16 protein-coding genes are annotated in these 20,932 nt (G+C 66.3%); 14 read left to right on the forward strand and 2 right to left on the reverse strand.

Annotated features, from left to right (window positions below; translation table 11 throughout):
• The first annotated feature begins 23 nt into the window (after window positions 1-23).
• From ON22_RS15220 to ON22_RS15235, 4 genes are all read left to right on the forward strand, one after another.
• Window positions 24-344: a hypothetical protein gene (locus ON22_RS15220; RefSeq protein ID WP_033242614.1), complete on the forward strand. Its 321-nt coding sequence runs from the start codon at window positions 24-26 to the stop codon at window positions 342-344.
• Between the two features lie 13 nt (window positions 345-357).
• Window positions 358-1,806 carry an aldehyde dehydrogenase gene (locus ON22_RS15225; RefSeq protein ID WP_033242613.1) on the forward strand — a complete coding sequence of 483 codons (1,449 nt, stop codon included), beginning with the start codon at window positions 358-360 and terminating at the stop codon, window positions 1,804-1,806.
• A 910-nt stretch (window positions 1,807-2,716) separates the two neighbouring features.
• On the forward strand, window positions 2,717-4,504 hold the full coding sequence (locus ON22_RS15230) for an acyl-CoA dehydrogenase family protein (protein WP_033242612.1): 1,788 nt from the start codon (window positions 2,717-2,719) through the stop codon (window positions 4,502-4,504).
• A gap of 1,026 nt (window positions 4,505-5,530) precedes the next feature.
• A complete protein-coding gene (locus ON22_RS15235) occupies window positions 5,531-7,357 on the forward strand; it encodes an acyl-CoA dehydrogenase family protein (protein WP_033242611.1) in 1,827 nt (608 codons plus the stop codon).
• Window positions 7,358-7,428: 71 nt separating this feature from the next.
• On the opposite strand, the gene ON22_RS15240 is transcribed toward ON22_RS15235, so the two are convergent.
• Window positions 7,429-8,667, reverse strand: coding sequence for a cytochrome P450 family protein (locus tag ON22_RS15240; protein ID WP_306306598.1), 1,239 nt, complete (start codon window positions 8,665-8,667; stop codon window positions 7,429-7,431).
• Window positions 8,668-9,483: 816 nt separating this feature from the next.
• Between ON22_RS15240 and ON22_RS15245 the strand changes: the two genes are divergently transcribed.
• The 10 genes from ON22_RS15245 to ON22_RS15285 all read left to right on the forward strand — a co-directional run bounded on the left by ON22_RS15245 (window position 9,484) and on the right by ON22_RS15285 (window position 19,540).
• On the forward strand, window positions 9,484-10,608 hold the full coding sequence (locus tag ON22_RS15245) for an XdhC family protein (protein WP_033242610.1): 1,125 nt from the start codon (window positions 9,484-9,486) through the stop codon (window positions 10,606-10,608).
• A 20-nt stretch (window positions 10,609-10,628) separates the two neighbouring features.
• On the forward strand, window positions 10,629-11,150 hold the full coding sequence (locus ON22_RS15250) for a 2Fe-2S iron-sulfur cluster-binding protein (protein WP_033242609.1): 522 nt from the start codon (window positions 10,629-10,631) through the stop codon (window positions 11,148-11,150).
• Window positions 11,147-12,145, forward strand: a complete 999-nt coding sequence (locus tag ON22_RS15255; protein WP_033242984.1) for an FAD binding domain-containing protein — start codon at window positions 11,147-11,149, stop codon at window positions 12,143-12,145. The genes ON22_RS15250 and ON22_RS15255 overlap by 4 nt, the downstream gene beginning before the upstream one ends.
• Window positions 12,142-14,244 carry a xanthine dehydrogenase family protein molybdopterin-binding subunit gene (locus ON22_RS15260; protein ID WP_033242608.1) on the forward strand — a complete coding sequence of 701 codons (2,103 nt, stop codon included), beginning with the start codon at window positions 12,142-12,144 and terminating at the stop codon, window positions 14,242-14,244. Before ON22_RS15255 ends, ON22_RS15260 begins: the two co-directional genes overlap by 4 nt.
• 104 nt (window positions 14,245-14,348) lie before the next feature.
• On the forward strand, window positions 14,349-15,989 hold the full coding sequence (locus tag ON22_RS15265; RefSeq protein ID WP_033242607.1) for an ABC-F family ATP-binding cassette domain-containing protein: 1,641 nt from the start codon (window positions 14,349-14,351) through the stop codon (window positions 15,987-15,989).
• Window positions 15,990-16,099: 110 nt separating this feature from the next.
• Window positions 16,100-16,234 carry a hypothetical protein gene (locus ON22_RS37980; protein ID WP_086007740.1) on the forward strand — a complete coding sequence of 45 codons (135 nt, stop codon included), beginning with the start codon at window positions 16,100-16,102 and terminating at the stop codon, window positions 16,232-16,234.
• 226 nt (window positions 16,235-16,460) lie between these two features.
• Window positions 16,461-16,664 (forward strand): cold-shock protein, encoded by a 204-nt coding sequence (locus ON22_RS15270; protein ID WP_033242606.1) that lies wholly within the window; start codon window positions 16,461-16,463, stop codon window positions 16,662-16,664.
• A 192-nt stretch (window positions 16,665-16,856) separates the two neighbouring features.
• On the forward strand, window positions 16,857-17,843 hold the full coding sequence (locus ON22_RS15275; protein ID WP_156052223.1) for an NHL repeat-containing protein: 987 nt from the start codon (window positions 16,857-16,859) through the stop codon (window positions 17,841-17,843).
• Window positions 17,844-17,868: 25 nt separating this feature from the next.
• Window positions 17,869-18,696, forward strand: coding sequence for a helix-turn-helix transcriptional regulator (locus ON22_RS15280; protein ID WP_033242604.1), 828 nt, complete (start codon window positions 17,869-17,871; stop codon window positions 18,694-18,696).
• Window positions 18,697-18,787: 91 nt separating this feature from the next.
• Window positions 18,788-19,540 (forward strand): SDR family NAD(P)-dependent oxidoreductase, encoded by a 753-nt coding sequence (locus ON22_RS15285; protein ID WP_033242603.1) that lies wholly within the window; start codon window positions 18,788-18,790, stop codon window positions 19,538-19,540.
• 10 nt (window positions 19,541-19,550) lie between these two features.
• Here the strand turns inward: ON22_RS15285 and ON22_RS15290 are convergent, their stop codons facing one another.
• Entirely contained in the window at window positions 19,551-20,867 is a 1,317-nt protein-coding gene (locus tag ON22_RS15290) for a diguanylate cyclase domain-containing protein (RefSeq protein WP_051157658.1), read from the reverse strand.
• Between the last annotated feature and the right edge of the window lie 65 nt (window positions 20,868-20,932).

The following is a 20,932-nucleotide window of genomic DNA, read 5'->3' on the forward strand; positions in this document are numbered from 1 at the left end:
CGTTTGCGTAAGGAGAAACACCCGTGCCAAAAGGAATTCTCTACGTCGAATCCCGCCCCAGCTCACCGGAAGAACTCGACGAGTACCACCGCTGGTACGCAGGAACCCATATCGGCGAAATGCTCGAGATCGACGGGATAGTCTCCGCTCGCCGGCTGGAACCCCTGGTCGGCGACGGAAGTTTCATCGCGCTCTACGAGATCGAAGCCGACGACCTCGAAGCCGTGCAGGCGAGTATGGGTGCCCGGGCGCGATCCGGGGAGATGTCGAAACCGGTAGCGGTCCAGTCCGACCCACCACCCACCGTCCGCCTGCTTCGCGAACTCAGCGTGCACACAGCCTGACAGGAACCCCCGCATGCGCCGGTACGAGAGTCTCTTCATCGGGGGCGAATGGGTGCCACCCGGATCCGACCTCGCCTTCGAGGTGATCTCCCCGCACACCGAAGACCCCATCGCACGAATCGCCGCCCCCGCGCCCGCCGATATCGATCGCGCCGTCGCGGCCGCGCGCCAGGCCTTCGACACCGGGCCCTGGCCGCGCCTCGATCCCGCCGAGCGCATCCGGATCGTCCGCGACCTCGCCGGCCGCTACGAGGAACGCGTCGAGGAGATCGCCCAGCTCGTCACCGCGGAAATGGGTGCGCCGATCACCTTCTCCCGCTCGGCGCATGCCCGGCTCCCCGGTGTGATGATGCGGGCGCTGGCCGATCTCGCCGCCGGCTTCCCGTGGCAGGAGTCGCGCCCCGGCTACTACGGCAGCGATATCCAGGTCCGGCACGAACCGGTCGGTGTGGTCGGAGCCGTCGCCCCCTGGAATATGCCGATGCTGATGGTCGTCGCCAAACTGGTTCCCGCGCTGCTCGCGGGCTGCACCGTGGTGCTCAAACCCTCACCGGAGACACCGCTGGACGCCTACCTGATGGCGGAACTCGTCGCGGACAGCGAAATTCCGCCCGGAGTCGTATCCATCCTCCCGGGTGATCGCGATACCGGCCGGTACCTGGTGGTGCAACCCGATATCGACAAAGTGTCCTTCACCGGCTCCACCGCGGCGGGCCGCGAGGTCGCCGCGGCATGCGGCGCCGCGCTGAAACGGGTGAGCCTGGAACTCGGCGGTAAATCGGCCGCGGTAGTCCTCGACGACGCCGACCCGGCGGAAGTCGCCGCCGGAATCCAGGTCGCCGCATTGATGAACGGTGGCCAGGCCTGTGTCGCCCAGACCCGGATCCTGGTACCGCACCACCGCCGCACCGAATACATCGACGCCGTGGCCGCCATGGTGAACGGGCTCACGGTCGGCGACCCGGCCGACGACTCCACCCGCATCGGCCCCGTGGTCACCGCCCGCCAGCGGCAACGTATCCGCGACTACATCCAGCTGGGCACCGGCGAAGGCGCCCGCCTCATCACCGGCGGCCATCGGCCCCCCACCGGCCTCGACCGCGGCTGGTACGTACAACCGACCCTGTTCACCGACGTGGAATCCACCATGCGGATCGCCCGGGAAGAAATCTTCGGCCCGGTACTCACCGTGCTCACCTATCGCGACCTCGACCACGCCGTACAACTCGCCGACGACACCGAATACGGACTCTCGGGCTCGGTATGGACCCCGGATATCGACCGCGGCCTGGCCGTCGCCCACCGGATCCGCAGCGGGACCCTCGGAATCAACCAGGCCTACAGCATGGACCCGCACGCGCCGTTCGGTGGGGTCAAGGCCAGCGGGATAGGGCGGGAGTTCGGGCGTGAGGGGCTGGCGGGGTTCCTCGACACGAAATCGATCTCCGTCGCAGGAGCTTGACCGACGCTCACCGTGGCGGACAGCACCCTCCGCCACTCTTTCCGAGTATTCGTCAGGGAGCTCCCGGGCGGACTGCGATCCTCCATCCGAGCGGTAGCGGTATCGCTGCGACCATTCCGGAACGTAGCGATCAACAGGCCAACCGACGCCCACAGAGGACCGCCGATGGCAGACCGCCCGTGTTAGATCCGGTGGTCTACGGGCGCCGCAACGTGGTCGGGCACTGTTTCCGATCATCGACGCGCAGCCCGGGCACGGAAACCCACAAATAGTACCGACCGTTACGTCGACTAATATTTCTGGCGAATCCGCAGACAGCGAACCACCTCGGCGCATCCGGGTACGACCTGGTCAGCAGGTTATCCATGAAACACCAGCTCATCGGCCTAGACCAGTGGCGCTGACCGTGTCCACTGAGCCCGAAGACAGGTTGTGAGACAATACTTTTCGTGCTTCGGACGATCTATGGCAACTATTTGGCAATCGCAATTGCAATTCGAAGCGACCGCAGGATCAACTCGGAGGAACGGTCACACCACCGCCCCGCCGACCCTGACCGACTGCCCATCCCACCATCCGCCCCCGGCTGGAGTGGCTGCGTCCGTCGGAACTCCCCTCTGCCTTACCGTGATTGCGCGGCCGGCCGGATTTCGCATGTGCCCGTGGCGGGTCGCGGCGCCCGACTCCCTTCGGCCGGTTCGCAGCTCGAATCCCCACGATAAAAGGTGCGTGGTGAATTGATCTCTTGACAGGTGATCCGTCCGGCTCCCGTGCGCTCCGGTTCCGGCGGCGTCCGCGTCACAGCGCGGTTGCCGCCCAGTTCCTTTGCGTCGAGGTTCGGAGGCGCTGGCCCAGCATGCCCAACGGTGAACGAGTTACCGCTGGGACCGGAAAACAATAGGAGACGGTTATGACTACCGACGCGTACACCGAACAGACTTCGCTGGCCGAGGTCATTCGGCACGGCAGTCCGGAGTTCCATCAGCAGCTGCAGAAGATCCTGATCAACCCGGACTACGCCGTCACGGAACAGCAGAGCCAGGAGCAGCGACGTCTCAACGCCTACGACCAGCTGGCCGACCTGGTGAAGGAGATCGGCACTCGCGCTGTCGCGACCGACCTACCCAAACTGTTCGCGGTATTCGACCAATGCGCCGTGCTGGCGACTGACCTCATACCGTTGATCTCCGGTCACTACAACCTGGCCACGGGCAGCTTGGCCACACTGACCGACTCCGATTCGGCCGCGCCGTACCTGATGGATCTGGACGACGCCACCGCAGTCGGCGTCATCCTGCTGACCGAGTACGAGTGCGGCTCGAATATCCAATTCATGCGGACCACCGCGACATGGGACGGCGACGGGTTCGTGCTCGACACCCCGGATCCGAAAGCGCGAAAATTCATGCCCAGCGTCGGGATTCCGGTTTCCCGGGTGTGCATCGTCGGCGCGCGGCTCATCGACTCGGCGGGTGTCGACCAGGGGGTCCACTTGTTCACCGCGCGCCTGCGCGACGCCGACGGCGCCTCCGCTCCCGGAGTGTCGATTACCCAGCTCGGCCATCAGCCCCTGGTGATCATGGACAACTCGGTGATCAGCTTCGACAACCTCCGGGTCGAACGCGACGCCTGGCTGAGCAACGACCTCGCCACAATCGACGACAACGGCGTACTCACCTGGCGCGACGAGGCGAGCCGCAAACGCGCCTTCGCTTCGGCGAGTAGCCAGCTCACCGTCGGGCGCCTGGCGCTCTCCTCCTGCCTGAACGCCGAAGCCCGCGCATCGCTCTATATCGCCCTGAACTACGCGAGCAAGCGGGTGGTACCGATGACGCAGGACGACCGGCCGCTCATGCTCGATATCCCCCACGTGCGTGACACGCTGCTCACCGACCTGGCCGGTACCGTCGCCCGCACCCTCTATGGCAACGCGGTCAAAACCTCTCTCGAGGGTGCAGATCTGACCGCTCGCGAGCCCGTCGTGGCGGTGATGCTGGCCAAAGATTTCATCCAGCGGCACGCACTGCAGACGGTTACCGACTGCCGCGTGAAGATGGCCGCCCAGGGCATGTTCAGTGCCAACCGGGTCGCCGGCTACCTCGGAGTCTGTCACGCCGCGATGACAGGCGAGGGCGACGTCTCCGTCATGGGTTCGGTCGCCGGTAGGGTACTGGCCAAACAGCTGGCGGGCACACCGCCGCCCGCACCGGTCCTCCACGATCCCGCGGACCCTGCCGACCGCGCCCGCCTGCTCAGGGCCCGGACACTGACGATTGCCGAGGAAGCACAGCCGCACCTGGCTAATCCCGCGCTGGAAGCTCGACTCGAGATCATTCCGGACGCCCTTGAACTCGCCGAGGCCTACTCCGCCGAACAAGCCCTGCAGGCCCTCGAAGAGCACGCAAGCAGCCATCCCGAGATCGCCGCCGTACGGGACGTTTTCGCATTGGACCAAATCCACCGGTACTCGTCGTGGTACCTCACCCACGGCCTGCTCGACCTGGAGGCGGTGAAAGCGGTCAAACAGCAGCTACGCAACGGCCTGCTCTACGAGGCCATCGACGAACTCGCCGGCCATCTGCCTGCACTACTGGCCGCTTTCGAATTCGACGATGACGTCCTCGGCGCACCGGTGCTGGCCGACGATCTGGCCGCCGCGTGGGATACCCGCTGCCGCAACGATCGGCCAGGTCGCTGACCCTCGGCAGAGCAGAGCCGACGAGCCCGCGCGTCAAGATCAGGCGATCGCCCAGGGGGATATGGTCGGCACTACGCAATTGACGCACAGAGTCCGCGACCCGGGGCGCACGCCGGTAAAGGGTTGAAAGTCTAACTGTGCGGCTCCTATCGGCCCCTCTACAGGGGCCGATAGGAAGTGGCCGAGGATAGGTCGAACGGTCCCCTAGCGGATTCGTGATCGCTGTCGATGCGGCCATCGTGCTCCTGTTCACCGCGGGGTTAGAGCGCAGCTGCGTGGCAGGCAGGCCTACCGGTGAGATGCCGACCGGCCGAACTCCTGATGCCAGCGAACCGTGGACAATTCGCTCGATATCGACATCTTCCTGGCGAGGCACCATAGGGCCGACTCACCGAACCGACCGGTTAACGGCCTAGACCAGTCGTGATATCTCCTAACCCAAGAACCTCAACGGTAGTTGTGACACAATACTTTTCGTGTCTCGGTCAAGTCATGGCAACTCGGCGGCAACAGTGGTGCCGCCGGTTGTCGCCCCTCCAGGGGTGACTGAACGAGTCCGGCGGCGCGAGTCGGAAAGTTGCAGGATATGGCCGATGTTCCCCTAGCAGCCATCTTCGATATCCCCGTCGCTGGAACAGCGTGCTCGGCACGTCCCGGGCGGGCGATGGACACACAAGGTACCGCATATGACGACCGAGCTGAAGAGCCTCGTCTATGCAATGGTCGGCCTTTATCTCTAACGTGGCTGCCGGAAGGTCTCCCAGACCTTGCTCCGGCGGCCGAAAGAGGTCTGGGCCCGCATTCCGATGCGACCGGTCGACCACAACCCCCGTCCGGAGGTGTGTGGTACCCGGCGCGTTGAACTCTGATCCGTGATCGTTCGGGAATCGTGCATACGGACCGTCCCATCCGGGAGCTTCACTCGCGATGAGCCGACCAGATGCCCGGAGGACACGAGCGATTACAGCGTTATGCCTGTAGTGGATTACCTACCACTGCAGGGTTCGAATTGAGTAGGAGGCAGTGATGGTTTCCCAGGGGTATATAGACGATCTGGCGAATGTGTTGTTCGCGGGTCGGCGGGAAGCGGCTCGACGTTACACCGGCGTGTTCAGCGAGTCGATATTCGATCAGGATTGGTGGGCTGCCACAAACGATCCCGGAAAGCGGGCCTACGAGCGGTACCTGCAACTGCTTCCACGCCTGGCCGCCGTCGACACGATTTCTGATCTCCGTGCCCTCGTGGCGCTGCACGAGCAAGCTACGGTGGTCGATCCGCACCTCGGTGCACTGCTCACGGTGCAGGTGAATCTCGTCCTGGGCACACTGCTGGAGCAGCATTCGCGATCCGGTGAGGTCGAGGCGGTTCTGACAGAGCTACTCGAGGGTCGCGCGGTGGGGGCGTACGTATTGACCGAGGTAGGCCACGGCAGTGACCTGCCGAACCTCGAAACCACGGCCACGTACGACCCGGCAGATGGCGGTAGTTTCGTACTCGACACGCCGACGGATACCGCTGTCAAGTTCATGCCGACCACCGCCCCGCCGCCGGTGAAAGGCGTGTCGCGGTTCGGTATCGTATTCGCGCGGTTGCTGATCGATGGCGAGAACCGCGGAAACTATCCGTTCCTGGTGCGATTGGTCGATTCCGACGGGACGGTCCGGCCGGGGATCACCATCCGCGCGCTTCCCGAGAAGCCCGGCCTGGGGATGGACAACTCGATCACTCGCTTCGACCACATTCGACTGTCTCGCGAATGCCTGCTGTCACATACCGGCACCTACATCGACGACGACGGTCAGCTCGTCTCGCCCATACCTGCAGACAATCAAGTCTGGCGTGCGATCAGCCGTGTGCGGGCGGGCAGGCTGGCGATTTCGGCGATGTCCGCGGCGGTATGCCGCGCGTCCCTGGCCATTGCCGTAAAGCATGCCGAACAGCGCGATATCGCCAGTATGGACCGGGGCGCAGGGCGCATTGCACTGGTGGACGTACCTGCACACCGCGACCGGCTCATCGATGCCGTCGCCGAGACCTACGTGGCCGGCATGTCGGTGGAAGTAGCGATCGACGCGTTTGCGGCGGCGATCGAGAAGGGTGCCGACGAGCAGTCTCCGGAATTGACCGACTTGGTGTCGCTGACGAAGAATTTCACCACCTCGACGGCCCTGCGAGTCACCGCCGAAGTACGTGACCGACTCGGGGCCCAGGGGGTGTTCGCGCACAATCAGATCATGGTGTACCGAGCGCTGCGCGACGCTGCGGCCACCGCGGAAGGTGACAGCTACGTTATCGGCTTGCAGGCAGCGTATCGGCGCATCGCACTGCCGGATGCGTGGACGCCATCGAGTTGGGACGACCAGCTCTTCGATATCGATACTCCCGGCCAGTGGTTGGGCTGGCTCGATGCCCGGGCCCGTTTCCTGCATCACCGGACGCTCGAGGCGTACGCAAACGCGACCGGAAGCCGTCAGGAACGATGGGACGCGATCTACGGTCTTTCGCTGGCGGCTGCCGAAGCCCATACCGCGCACCGATCGGCCCAGGCGCTGGCAGACCGGATCGGCGAGCTTCCTGCCGAAGCGCGGGAAGTGGTGGAGAAGCTCATCGTGCTCTACGCCGTCGGCCAGTGCCTGAGCCACGGAACGGAAATGCTGCCCGACGGACCCCTGCCGAAGACTGCGCAGCCGCTCATGGAGATGCGTAGTCAACTGCACGAACTGCTCGCTCCGCATCTACACGATCTCGTCGACGCGTTCGAACTTCCGAGCGGACTCCTCCGCACAGCGTTCACGCCCGGAACATATGTCGAGGAGTACGCGAGCGCCATCGCCGCTGCCGGTACGGACTGACCGCACAGCCGGCGCCCGAGTAGGGTACGGCCTCGGGATGGTTACCACCCGAGGCCGTACCACTGGCGAGGTCAGAAGGGCCCGGACTGCGGAAACTCCACCGGAAGCGCCGCCAACGACCGATGGAACCCGCCGGGGCGCCACACCAATTCATCCGGCCGGCAGGAAAGCATCATCTCGGGAAGCGCATCGAAAAGCTGATCGATGGCGTTCTGCGCGACGGAGTACGCGACGGACTTGGCAGGGCACGTGTGTGGACCGGTCCCCCACGCAAGATGAGACCGGTTGTCGGTATAGGCGCCGACAATAGCCGGGTCGTTGTTGCAGGCTCCCATGCTCGTGATCACCGGCTGGTCTGCAGGTAACCAGACCTCGTCCACCAGGATCGGCTGTCGCGGGTATGTGATGAGGAAGTTTGCCAGCGGCGGATCCTTGAACAACAGCTCGTTCAACGCATCCCGCGTAGTCAAAGCCCCCTCGCCCTGGAACCGGCCGTCGCTGAGCATCAGCAGGAGGGTGTTGGCGATCAGGTTGGTCAACGGTTCGATACCCGCGCCGTAGATGGTCACGAGCTGCTGGACGAGTTCGCTATCGGTGAGATCGGCCGGGTGGGCAATCAGACGAGACGTCAGGTCTTCACCGGGCACGGTTCGCTTGAGCGAAACCAGCCGAGCAAGAGCCCCCTCGAACAGCGCATTCCCCTCGGCCGCGTTGGCGCCCTCGAACATCTGCGCCATGCCTTGTGCGACGTCCTGACCGATCTGAGGGGGGCATCCGACCATTTGGTTCAGGTACGCGAACGTCAAGGGAAAAGCGTACTGACCCACCAGATCGGCTTGTCCGAGCCTGCAGAATTGGTTGATCTGCGGTATCGCGATGTCCTCGATCTCCGAGTTCAGATTGAACAGGTTGATCTTTTCGATGCCGTCTACGCTGGCCTTCCGAAAACGCCTGTGCTCATCACCTGCACTGCGTAGCGCGTTGGGGCGATACGCCATCATGGGTTTCACCGGGCAGTCGTCGGGCACCCTCTCCTGCCAGGTGCGCGGGTCCGCGGGAAAATGGGCGTCGTCGTTGTTGATCCGAATGGCGGTGAAGTACCCGATCACCAAGGTGGCCGGGACGCCCGGTGCCAGCTCGACCGACGCCAACGTCTTGTGCTGGCGGCGCATTTGATCGTAGACCTCGTGCGGATCGGCCGCGAATTCCTCCGTGTAGGTCGGAAACCGTTGCAGACCGGTCAGAGGTGGTGGCTCGCCGAATCCGCGCCAAGCGGACCGTTGCGGTTGGGGTTCGTGCTGTGTCGTCAAAGAGTTAACTCCAGGTATGGAATGGGAAGACGGCTACCTTCAGGAGCGTTGGGCGAGCATCCGGTCCAGTCCGAATCCTTGCCGTAGCTTCCACCGGTGAGGCTTGTGGGTGGAATCCGCTGCGATGCTCGACAATCTGTCGGATGGCCCGATCCAGGAGGGGGACTGTTGGATCATCCGATGCTCCGCACAGACCGTGACGGTTGCTGTACGGGTGCGTTCGCGTACCGTCGGGTGTTCACGCTGGACCACCGCGATTGGCACAAGACAAGCTCCACGTCGCCAGATCATACTCACCTGCCGAGCCGTCCAGCATCCGATACGGCAACGCCGGGAACCATGCGGTGCAAGCGATCCCGAAGGTCGGGCGAAGCGCCGGCCCGACGGCGCTGCAAGGAAATGCTTTGCACAGCAACGTGACTCCAATACTGCAGACCTGTAACAGGTCTCCCAAGTAGCTGTTGGTTGCTCCTGCGCTTCAATGTGGCCGGAGGAGGCTGCCTGCCACTATGCCCTCGCTTCGGTCGATGTGCATTGCCGCCGCATTTACCCCACTGATCCGGCCGCCCGGTCACGGAGCGGGACATAGAACTCGTGTGGGTTACTGAATAGGTTCCGGGCGTCGCTTCGGGTCGGCTACCGCCGTTGGCCTGTGCCTACGGGCCGCGATGGCCACTGGCGATAGACGCATGAAGACGGATCCGGCGGGTAAGCGCGACGCATGAGTAATGAGGCGAACTCCGGCGCACCGGAATCACCGCCGCCCGCGGCCATACCGGGCCCGAGCCCCGGCCACCCGGACATCTCCCACATCAAATGAATGCGGTCTGGGAGGCGGCACTCCGGTGGTCACATGAGGGATCCGCAGTCGTTCTGGCGCGGGTGGTGGATAGTCCATCCGGACGACAGCGTCCACTGGGGACCGCGCTGGCGGTTTCGGAATCTGGCCAGGTTGTGGGCAGTATTTCCGGTGGGTGTGTCGACGGCGATCTCTGCGCGCGGGCGCAGGAGGTCATGCGTAGCGGCGTTCCGGAGCAGTTGCGGTACGACGACGCGGATGACTTCTGGGCCCCGAAGCTGCCGTGTGGCGGCCGGCTCGATGTAGTCGTCGAACCAGTGAACGGTTCGCTGCGCGCGGTGCTCGCTCCGCTACTGGCAGCGATTCGGGACGGGCGTCCCGTCGCGCTGACAACGGTCCTCGACGGATCCGGCGATACGGCGCCACGTCATGCGCTGATCCCGGCTGATGGCGGGGACGGCTGCCCCGCCGCGGATGCCGCGCTGGATCGGGTACGGGCACTGGCCGATACGAGAACCACCCGGATCGTCGATCTGCCGGGCACCGGCACCGCCCCGGACCTCCGTATTTTCGTCCAGTCCTTTCCCGCCCCACCACGCATGCTCGTTTTCGGCGCAGACGATTTCGCTGCCGCACTCACCCGGATGGGCCGATTCCTCGGCTACCGGGTCACCCTCTGCGATGCCCGGCCGGCTTTCGCCACCGCCGCCCGGTTCCCGGCAGCGCACGAGGTCGTGGTGCGCTGGCCGCACGAGTATCTGGCGGCGACGACGGTGACCGAATCGACCGTGATCTGCGTGCTCACCCACGACGCGAAGTTCGATGTGCCGTTGCTCGCGGCGGCATTGCGGAGCGAGGCCGGGTATATCGGTGCGATGGGGAGCCGGCGCACCCACGCCGATCGTGTGCGCCGGCTGCGTGAGGCCGGGGTCACCGAGGCCGAGCTGGGGCGGCTCGCCGCGCCGACCGGCCTGGATCTGGGCGCCGACAGTCCGGAGGAGACGGCGGTGTCCATTGCCGCGGAGATCGTCGCGCAGCGGCGTAACGGTAGCGGTGCACGGCTGCGTGATCTCGACAGTCCCATCCATCACGCCGGGGAAACGACAACGATTCGTTGCGAGGGTCTCCGGTTTGGGGCGTGAGCCGGGGGTATCCGGCGGCTATGACAGCTGCCGAGAATCACAGCGATATCGCGCTGGACGTGGATGGGCAGCGGCGGACGCTGCGCGTGGACAACCGCACCACCTTGCTGGACGCGCTGCGTGAGCAGCTCGGTGTGACCGCGCCCAAGAAGGGCTGCGATCACGGGCAGTGCGGGTCGTGCACGGTGCTGCTCGACGGCCGGCGCGCCACCACCTGCCTGACCTTCGCCGCGGCCAACGACGGGGCCGAGGTGGTCACCGCCGCTGGGCTGCCCGACGGCGAGACCCTGCATCCCGTCCAGCAGGCGTTTCTGGAGCACGACGGCTTCCAATGCGGTTACTGCACTCCCGGGCAGGTGTGTTCGGCGGTGGGGATGCTGGCGGAAGCGAAGGCCGGCAATCCCAGTTACGTCACCCCGGATCTCACGGGCGCCGCGGAGCTCGACGGCGCCGAGATACGGGAGCGGATGAGCGGCAACCTGTGCCGGTGCGCGGCCTACCCGAATATCGTGGCGGCGATCCGGCAGGCGGCGGCCCGGTGATCCCGTTCGAGTACCGGCGCGCGACGAGCGCCCGGGAGGCGGTGGCGGCGGTGGCCGAACGACCGGGGGCGGCGTTCCTCGGTGGCGGCACCAATCTGGTCGACCATATGAAACTGGGCATTGCCGCGCCGGAACTGCTGGTCGATGTGAGCCGGTTGCCGCTGGACGGGGTCGAGGAGACCCCGGACGGCGGGCTGTGGGTGGGCGCGGCCGTCCGCAACAGCGATCTGGCGGCGCATCCGGTGGTCCGGGCGCGGTATCCGGCGCTGGCACGCGCGCTGCTGTCCGGGGCGTCGGGACAGCTCCGCAATCTGGCCACCACCGGCGGCAACCTGCTGCAACGCACCCGATGCGTGTACTTCCAGGATGTGTCGACGCCGTGTAACAAGCGCGAGCCCGGCAGCGGTTGCGCGGCACTCGGCGGGTACGTCCGCTATCACGCGATCCTCGGGGCTTCCGAGCACTGTGTGGCGGTGCATCCGTCGGATATGGCGGTCGCGCTCGCGGCGCTGGATGCCGAGGTGGTGACCGAGAACACCGACGGCGAACAGCGGATTCCGCTCACCGAGTTCCACCGTCTGCCCGGGGACCATCCCGAGCATGACACCGTTCTGGCCCACGGTCAGCTGATCACCGGAATCGAAATCCCGGCCCCACCGGACGGGGTGGTGGCGGACTATCGCAAGGTGCGCGATCGTGCCTCCTACGCATTCGCGCTGGTCTCGGTAGCGGCCGAACTGGCCCTCGAATCCGACGGCAGCACGATCCGGTCCGCGCGGCTGGCGCTCGGCGGGGTTGCGCACCGGCCGTGGCGTGCGCAGCGGGCCGAAGCAGCGCTCACCGCGGCCCCGGCGACCCGGCAGACCTTCGAACGGGCCGCGGATGCCGAACTCGCCGACGCGCGGCCGCTGGAGGGTAACGAGTTCAAGGTCGAACTCGCCCGCCGCACCCTGCTATCGACCCTGCAGGCCCTCACCGAACAGGCACAGCGATGACACTGATACCGGCCGATTCGATGGGTACGCCGCTGACCAGGCTGGATGGGCACGCCAAGGTCACCGGTACGGCGCCGTATGCCGTCGAACATCCCGTGGACAATCCCCTGTATCTGCATCCCGTCCAGGCCACCGTGGCCCGGGGCCGGGTGAATGCCATGGACACAGGCGACGCACTGCAGCTCCCGGGGGTGATCGCGGCGCTGACCGTATTCGACGCCCCCGCTCTCGCCGATACCTCCGACGGCGAACTGAGCATCCTCCAGGACGACCGCGTGCATTTCCGCGGACAACTGATCGGCGCGGTACTCGCCGAAAGCGCCGAAACCGCACGTCACGGCGCTGACCTGGTGCGGGTCGACTACCGGACCGAACCCCACCACACCGAACTGCACGCCGACGACCCCGGCAGCTACACACCCGAGCAGGTGAATCCCACTTTCCCGACTGACACCGAGGACGGCGACATCGAAGCGGGACTCGCGGCGGCGGAGGTGCGTATCGACCGGACCTACACCACGCCTGCCGAGCACAACAATCCGATGGAACCGCACGCCTGTATCGCGCTCTGGGATGAATCCACCGGCCGGCCGCAGGTCACGCTCTACGACTCCACGCAGGGTGTGCACACCGTCCGGTCGACGCTGGCGCCGCTGTTCGGGCTCGAACCTTCCCAGCTGCGGGTGCTGGCGCCGCATGTCGGCGGCGGGTTCGGTTCCAAGGGGGCGCCCCACGCCCACAATGTGCTCGCGCTGCTGGCTGCCCGGCGTTGCGCGGGGCGGCCGGTGAAGTTCGCGCTCACCCGGCAGCAGATGTTCGCACTGGTCGGCTACCGGACGCCGACCGTGCAGCGGATGCGGCTGGGCGCGGACAGCGAGGGCAGGCTGACCGCGCTGTCGCACGAGGTGGTCGAGACGACCGCCCGGGTCAAGGAATTCGCCGAACAGACGGCGGTCTCCTCCCGGACGATGTACGCCACCCCGAACCGGCGGACCTCCCATCGCCTGGTCGCGCTGGATGTGCCGGTGCCTTTCTGGATGCGCGCACCGGGGGAATGTCCCGGTATGTACGCCGGCGAATCGGCGATGGACGAACTCGCCGTGGCCTGCGGTATCGACCCGATCGAGCTGCGGATCCGCAATGAACCGGAAACCGATCCGGAAACGGGTCTGCCGTGGTCGGGACGGCATCTCGTCGAATGCCTGCGCACCGGCGCCGAACGTTTCGGCTGGGCCGGGCGCGATCCCGCGCCGCGCGCACGAACCGATGGTGATTGGCTGGTCGGGACGGGGGTCGCGGCGGCCACCTACCCCGCCATGGCGATGCCCGGTAACACCGCCCGGATCGAATTCGGTGCCGACGAGCACTACACCGTCGATATCGGTGCCGCCGATATCGGCACGGGCACCTGGACGGCGTTGACCCAGATCGCCGCCGACGCATTGGGCTGCGGATCGGACGCCGTGCGGTTGCGGATCGGCGATACCGACCTGCCCGAAGCCAGCGTCGCCGGGGGATCCACCGGAATCGGCTCGTGGGGCTCGGCTGTCGTCGCCGCCGCGCGGGCCTTCCGGCGCGAGCACGGCGAAACCCCCGCGGTCGGCGCCCACACCAGCGCCCAGCCGGCGAAGAACCCGGACGCCGAGAAGTTCGCCTTACATTCGTTCGGCGCCCATTTCGTCGAAGCGCGGGTCCATCGCGACACCGGCGAGATCCGTATCCCGCGCATGCTGGGCGTGTTCTCCATCGGCCGGGCGATCAACCCGCGCACCCTGCGTTCGCAGCTGATCGGCGGGATGACGATGGGTATCTCCGGGGCCTTGCACGAGGAGAGCGTGCGCGACCACCGGTTCGGCCATATCGTCACCCACGACCTGGCGTCCTACCACATCAGCGCGCACGCCGACGTCCAGGACATCGACGCGATCTGGCTGGACGAAGTGGACGAGCACACCAACCCGATGGGATCGCGCGGCGCGGGCGAGATCGGAATCGTCGGCGCCGCCGCCGCGGTCGCCAATGCGGTCCATCACGCGACCGGGATCCGGGTACGCGCGCTCCCGATCACCGCCGACACCGTACTGACCGACCCTGCATAGCCTGAGCCTCCGCGAGAGCCCGGCCCGGCCACCTGGCCCACGACTGCATGCGCTGCCGACAGCCGGTGCCGGGCGTTGCGGCCGGTCCGGGCAGAATATGCGCGGTGAGCGCAACATTGCAGGCCAGCGGCCTCGCGGCCGGGCACGCCGAACGCACCCTGTTCGCCGACCTCGATCTGACACTCGCTCCCGGCGATGTGATCGGGCTGGTCGGCGTCAACGGCGCGGGAAAATCGACGCTGTTGCGCATGCTCGCCGACGGTGCTCCGGGTGAGGGCAGTATCACTCTCAGCCCGCCCGATGCCACCGTCGGCTACCTGGCGCAGGAGCCCGAGCGCACCGCGGGTGAATCCGTGCTCGAATACCTCGCCCGACGGACCGGTGTCGCCGACGCCCAGCGGGTCATGGACGCCGCCGCCGAACGACTCGCCGACGGCGGAGACGACGACTACTCCCCCGCTCTCGAACACTGGCTCGCGCTCGGCGGCGCCGATTTCGACCAGCGTGCCGCGGAGGTTGCGGCGGATCTGGGGCTCACGGTCGGCCTCGCGGGCGGACTGGATACGCCGATGACAGGGTTGTCCGGTGGGCAGGCTGCCCGCGCGGGTCTCGCGTCGGTTCTGCTGTCACGCTTCGATATTCTGCTGCTCGACGAACCCACCAACGACCTCGACCTCGACGGTCTCGACCGCCTCGAACGTTTCGTCACCGGTGTCCGGGTACCGCTGATGATCATCAGCCACGACCGCGAATTCCTGACCCGCACGGTGACCGCCGTCCTCGAACTCGATCTCGCCCAGCAGCAGATCAACTTCTACGACGGCGGCTACGACTCCTACCTGACCGAACGCGAGATCGCGCGCCGGCACGCCCGCGAGGCGTACGACGAATTCGCCGATACCAAAGCCGCTTTGGAGGCCCGGGCGCGGATGCAGCGCAACTGGCTCGAGCACGGTGTCCGCAATGCGCGCCGTAAGAGCAAGAACGATTCCGACAAGGTCACCCGGAAGACCCGCGCCGAATCCACCGAGAAGCAGGCCGCAAAGGCCCGGCAGACGCAGCGCCGCATCGAACGGCTCGACGTCGTGGAGGAACCACGTAAGGAGTGGGAGCTGCGGATGGAGATCGCGGCGGCGCCGCGCAGCGGTTCGGTGGTCGCGACGGCGAGCAATGCCACCGTCACCCGCGGCGATTTCACGCTCGGACCCGTCACGATCCAGATCGACTGGGCCGATCGCATCGTGCTGACCGGCGCGAACGGCTCCGGTAAATCGACCCTGCTCGGTCTGCTGCTGGGCAAACTCGCTCCCGATACCGGCACCGCCGCGCTCGGCTCCGGCGTGCAGATCGGGGAGGTCGACCAAGCCCGCGGCCTGTTCCGCGGTGCCGGTGCTCTCGCCGCGACCTTCGGGGCGGCCGTCCCCGACTGGCCGGATGCCGATATCCGGACGCTGCTCGCCAAGTTCGGGCTACGCGGACCGCACGTCACCCGTGCCTGCGACACCCTCTCACCCGGCGAACGCACCCGCGCCGCGCTGGCCCTGCTGCAGGCCCGCGGCGTCAACCTGCTGGTCCTGGACGAACCGACCAACCATCTCGATCTACCGGCCATCGAACAGCTCGAGCAGGCGGTCGACTCTTTTGCTGGCACGCTTCTGCTGGTCACCCACGACCGCCGCATGCTGGATTCCGTGCATGCGACCCGCCGCTGGCATATGGCGGCGGGCCGGCTCACCGAGGAGTAGCCCCGGCGCCCGCGGGCGCGACACCGAGTCGTTTTCCGCACCCGACCTGGCGGCGTCGCGTACGGTGGAGCCAACGGGACCGTTCAGGTCCGGCTAAACGAAGGACGATCATGTCCGATAAATCTCCTCGTGGCGGCGCCACCAAAAAATCCGGAAAAACGCTGAAGGAAAAGCGTGCGGAAAAGAAGGCCAAAGCCGTCGCGAAATCCGATGTCGAGTCCACGTTCGACCCCAAGCGCCGCTGACGGAACCGGCTCTCGTATTTCTCTGAATCATGTTGCTCATCAATGCCTTTCACGGTCCGTAGCGGGTCCGCGACCGGCCGGACACGAAGTGGGGAACGGCGCCCCGTTGCCGCCTGAGGTCCACCCCCCTGGACGGATCACCCATGCGTGTGGCACACTGGTTCACCGAGACTGCGCTTATCAAAGTGATCTGCGCGGCTCATCTACAGGAATGAAGTATTAAAGCATGGCGCAAGGCAGCGTGAAATGGTTCAACGGCGAGAAGGGCTTCGGCTTCATCGCCCAAGACGGAGGCGGCCCTGACGTCTTCGTGCACTACTCGGCCATCGGTGGCTCGGGCTTCAAGACCCTCGAAGAGGGTCAGCGGGTCGAGTTCGAGATCGGCCAGGGCCAGAAGGGCCCGCAGGCTCAGGACGTCCGCGCGATCTGATTTCGTGTGACTCGAAGGCTCCGCACCCCACGGGTGCGGAGCCTTTCTCGTCGGTTCACCACGGTGACCGGCGTCCGCCGTGCCTGGGTTTCCCACACCCAGGCACGCGAACACCTGTATCGACAGGTATCGGGAGAATCCTCGCGGATGGCAGATGATGCGGAAGATCGCATCCAGGAAAGGACGACCGCCATGCGCGTTCGTATACGCCATCTCATCCTCGGGCTCACTGCGTCGGTGACTCTCGCCTGCACAGCCCCCGCGCCGGCCGAACCGCCCGGCCACTACGTAATCCCCGGCGACCGGGCATTTCCCACCGGACTCGCCTACGATCCCGAAACCGGGCATTATTTCGTCGGCAGCGCCGCGGACGGCGCGCTGTATCGCGGACATGTGGACCGCCCCGACGCCGAGCTGTGGTCCCCGCACGGGACCGACGGACGAACGCTCACCTCCGGAATGACCATGGACGCCGCGGGACGACTGTTCGTCAACGGCGCCGACAGCAACATCACCCGGGTCTACGACCCCGGTAGCGGCGAACTGCTCACCGAACTTCGCGGTCTCCCGGGCGGTTTCGTGAACGAGGTATCCGTCGCGGACGACGGTACGGCCTACGTCACCGATTCCTTCCTGCCGATGATCTACCGGATCACCGAACGCGACGGCCGCTGGCAGATGGATCCCTGGCTGGATATCGACGATACGGCCATCGAATGGATACACGGTGAGCACAATCTCAACGGCATCCTGGCCGTCGGCCGGCATCTGCTGTCGGTGCAGAGCAACACCGGCCGGCTCTGGCGTATCGACCGGTTCACCGGCGAGGTCGACGAGGTGGACCTGGGCGGAGAGTTGCTGCCCAGCGCCGACGCTTTGATCTCCGAAGACGGACGGCGGGTCTATGTGACACAGGGAAACCTGTATGCCGATACCGACCAGGAGCCCCGGGTGGCGGTTCTGGAGATGAGCGAAGACCTCACCGGCGCCCGGATCGTCGACAGCCTCGTTCCGCCGGGCGGATTCCTGCATCCCAGCCAGGCGGCCCTCACCGAGGGTGGGCGCCTGCTGGTCGTCAACAGTCAGTACAACCGGCTGGTGGCGGGGCTGGCGCCGCAGTCTCTGCCGTTCACCGTCTCCAGCGTGCCGGTGCCCGCCGGCGACACCCCCGCCGCATAGCCGGAAACCCGCATAACCTGGGGAGGTGGACCGACGAGACGAACTCCGCGAATTCCTCACTTCCCGGCGAGCCCGGCTGGCTCCCGCCGATGTCGGCCTGCCGCCCGCCGGTCTGCGCCGTACCCCGGGGTTACGCAGGGAAGAGGTCGCGGTACTCGCGGGGGTGGGGGTGTCCTGGTACACCTGGCTCGAACAGGGCCGCGATATCCGGGTATCGGCGCAAGTGCTGGACGCTGTCGCCGGCGCGCTGCGCTTGGATACCCACGAACGGGCCTACCTGTACCGGCTGGCCGGTCTCGAACCACCCGGCGCCGCCGTGGCCGATCCGCACCGGCCGGTCACGGCGGAGTGGCACCGCATACTGGACGCCTGGCTGCCCCGCCCGGCCTACATCATCGACCGGTACTGGGGTTTCGCGGCGGTGAACAGTACGGCGCGCGAAGTATTCGGTCTCACCGAGGACGACGACAACTGCCTGGTGGCGTTTTTCACCAGCAGCCGCTACCGCGCCGCCTTCACTCAGTGGGAGGAGGCGGCGCCCGATATCGTCGCGCGGTTCCGCGCCGACGCGGCGCGGCATCCTCAGGACCGGGACTTTCACCGGATTACGGACGCACTCCGCACGGCCAGTACGGAATTCGCCCGGCTATGGGCAAGGCATGATGTCACCGAATCGGCGAACGGTACCAAGGCCATCACCCATCCGGACGGCGGTGAACTGCATTTCGAGTACACCCGGCTGCCGCTGCCGGACCATCCCGGCCACCACCTGGTCCTGCACAATCCGACTCCCGGCACCGGCACGCTGGAATGGCTGGAATCCTTCGCCGAGGAGTCCCGCCTGATCAGCTGAGCCTGTGGCTCGGGCCCACGATGCCTGGTGGTGCCACACCCCGCATCAACTCGGTCTGTTCAGGCGCCGTCCGGCCACCGAGTCTTTCCCTATGACTCGATACACCGACAAGATCGCACTGGTCACCGGCGGCACCAGCGGAATAGGTATCGCCACGGCGAAACGCCTGATCGGCGAGGGCGCACAGGTGGTCGTCACCGGACGTAACGCCACCCGGCTGGAGGCGGCGGTGGCGGACCTCGGCGACCGGGCGCACGGATTCGTCGCGGATGTCGCCGACCTGACCGCACTCGACGCGCTCGTGCGGGACATCCGGGACCGGCACCACCGGATCGATGTGGTCTTCGCGAATGCCGGAGTCGGCATCTTCGCACCGGTCCGGGAGATCACCGAGGAAGATTTCGACCGTTCCGTGGCAGTCAACTTCAAAGGGGTTTTCTTCACCGTTCAGAAGGCACTGCCCCTCATCCCCGACGGCGGCGCAATCGTCGTCAATGCCTCGTGGACCCTGCACCGGGGGGTCGATGAGCTGGGGCTCTATTCCGCCACCAAGGCCGCCGTGCACAATCTGGCCCGGACTCTCGCCGCGGATCTCGCTCCGCGCGGTATCCGCGTCAACTCCATCAGCCCCGGCTATATCGATACCCCGATGTACCCCGAGGCCGAGCTTCCGGCGCAGGTTGCCGCCGCGAACCGAAGCCGAGTTCCGGCCGGTCGATTCGGCCGTCCCGGTGAGGTCGCCGATGCCGTGGCCTTTCTGGCTTCCACCGAAGCCTCGTACATCAACGGTCAAGACCTGATCATCGATGGCGGGCTCGTCGGCACCATGGCCGGGACCGCCTGACCGTCCGGGGTCAGTGGGCGCGGTCGGCGGGGCCGGCACCGTCGACAGGATTCGGCTCGTCGTCCTCGTCGACCGGCAGAGTATGCAGTACCCACTGCGCTTTTCCACTGTTCTTGGCGTGATACAGCCCGGTATCGGCGGCGTCCAGTAATGCCTCCGCTTGTCCGCCCTCGACCGTGGTCACGACCGCGCCGATACTGGCCGAGACGGTCAGCCGATGGCCGCCCGTGATGACCGGATCGGATAGGGCGCCGAGCAACCGTTCGGCCACCTCGGTCATCCGGTCGTCGTCGACGGGTGGCGGGACGAGTGTCACGAATTCGTCGCCGCCGATCCGCGCGACCAGGCAATCGAACTCCACCACACTGTCGTGCAACCGGTGCGCGACCTCGGTGAGTACCTTGTCGCCGGTGCCGTGACCGTAGCGGTCGTTGATGTATTTGAACCGGTCCAGGTCCACGAAACACAACCCGATCCGGTCCTGCGGGCCGGCGTCGCGAATCGTCGAATCCAGCCATTCGAGCAGTTGACGCCGGTTCGGCAGTCCGGTCAGCAGATCGTGGCGCGCCTGCCGGTGCAGTTCCTCGCGCATCCGGTGCTGTTCGGTGACGTCTTCACCCACAGCCAGCAGATAGTCCGGATGCCCGTCCCGCCCCTCGACGAAGGTGATGGAGAAGGCGGCCCACCCGTAGCTGCCGTCGGCCCGCCCGATCTGCTGTTCCAGCTTCACCGCGCCCTGTTTGTGCGGGACGAGCCGCTCGTAGACCAGCCGGCGAATACGTTCCCGATCCTCGGGGTGAGCGAATTCGTACACCGAGATACCGCGCAGGTCGCCGGCGGGGACGCCGATCATATCCGCGAGCGCCCGGTTGGCGTTGAGCAGAACACCGTTGGTATCGCCGATGGCGATGGCTACCGCCGCGTTGTCGAAAACGACCCGGAAGCGCTCGTCCATCCGTTGCGCGACCTCGCCGGGAGCGTCGGGCGGCGCGAACAGCATCTGCCGGCGGATACCGAAACCTTCGCCGAGCTTGGCCAGCAGGACCGTCATCCTCCGGGTCTTTTCGGGATCCCCGCCGGTAAGTGACCACAGCACCGGGACCGAGGTGGCCACCACATCGGGTGCCGGCAGATCCGCGGCCGCCAGGGCGGCCCCCGCCCGGGCACCGGCACCGAAATCGAACGGCGTGGTGGTGAGCGCATGGGCGAGATCGTGCACCAGCCAGCTGAGCAGGTGATAGATACTCGGATCGGAGGGGGCGGAGCCACCGGTCGCATGGAGGGCCGCAGACCATGCTCGAACCAGTTCGCTGTGCTCCGGCTCCATCGCTCCCCTTCGCTGCTGTGCCCGCCACCGCCCCGTTCGCAGCCATGGAACATCGCCTACCGAAT

Source organism: Nocardia carnea NBRC 14403, from assembly GCF_000308515.1.
GTDB classification, from domain to species: Bacteria; Actinomycetota; Actinomycetes; order Mycobacteriales; family Mycobacteriaceae; genus Nocardia; species Nocardia carnea.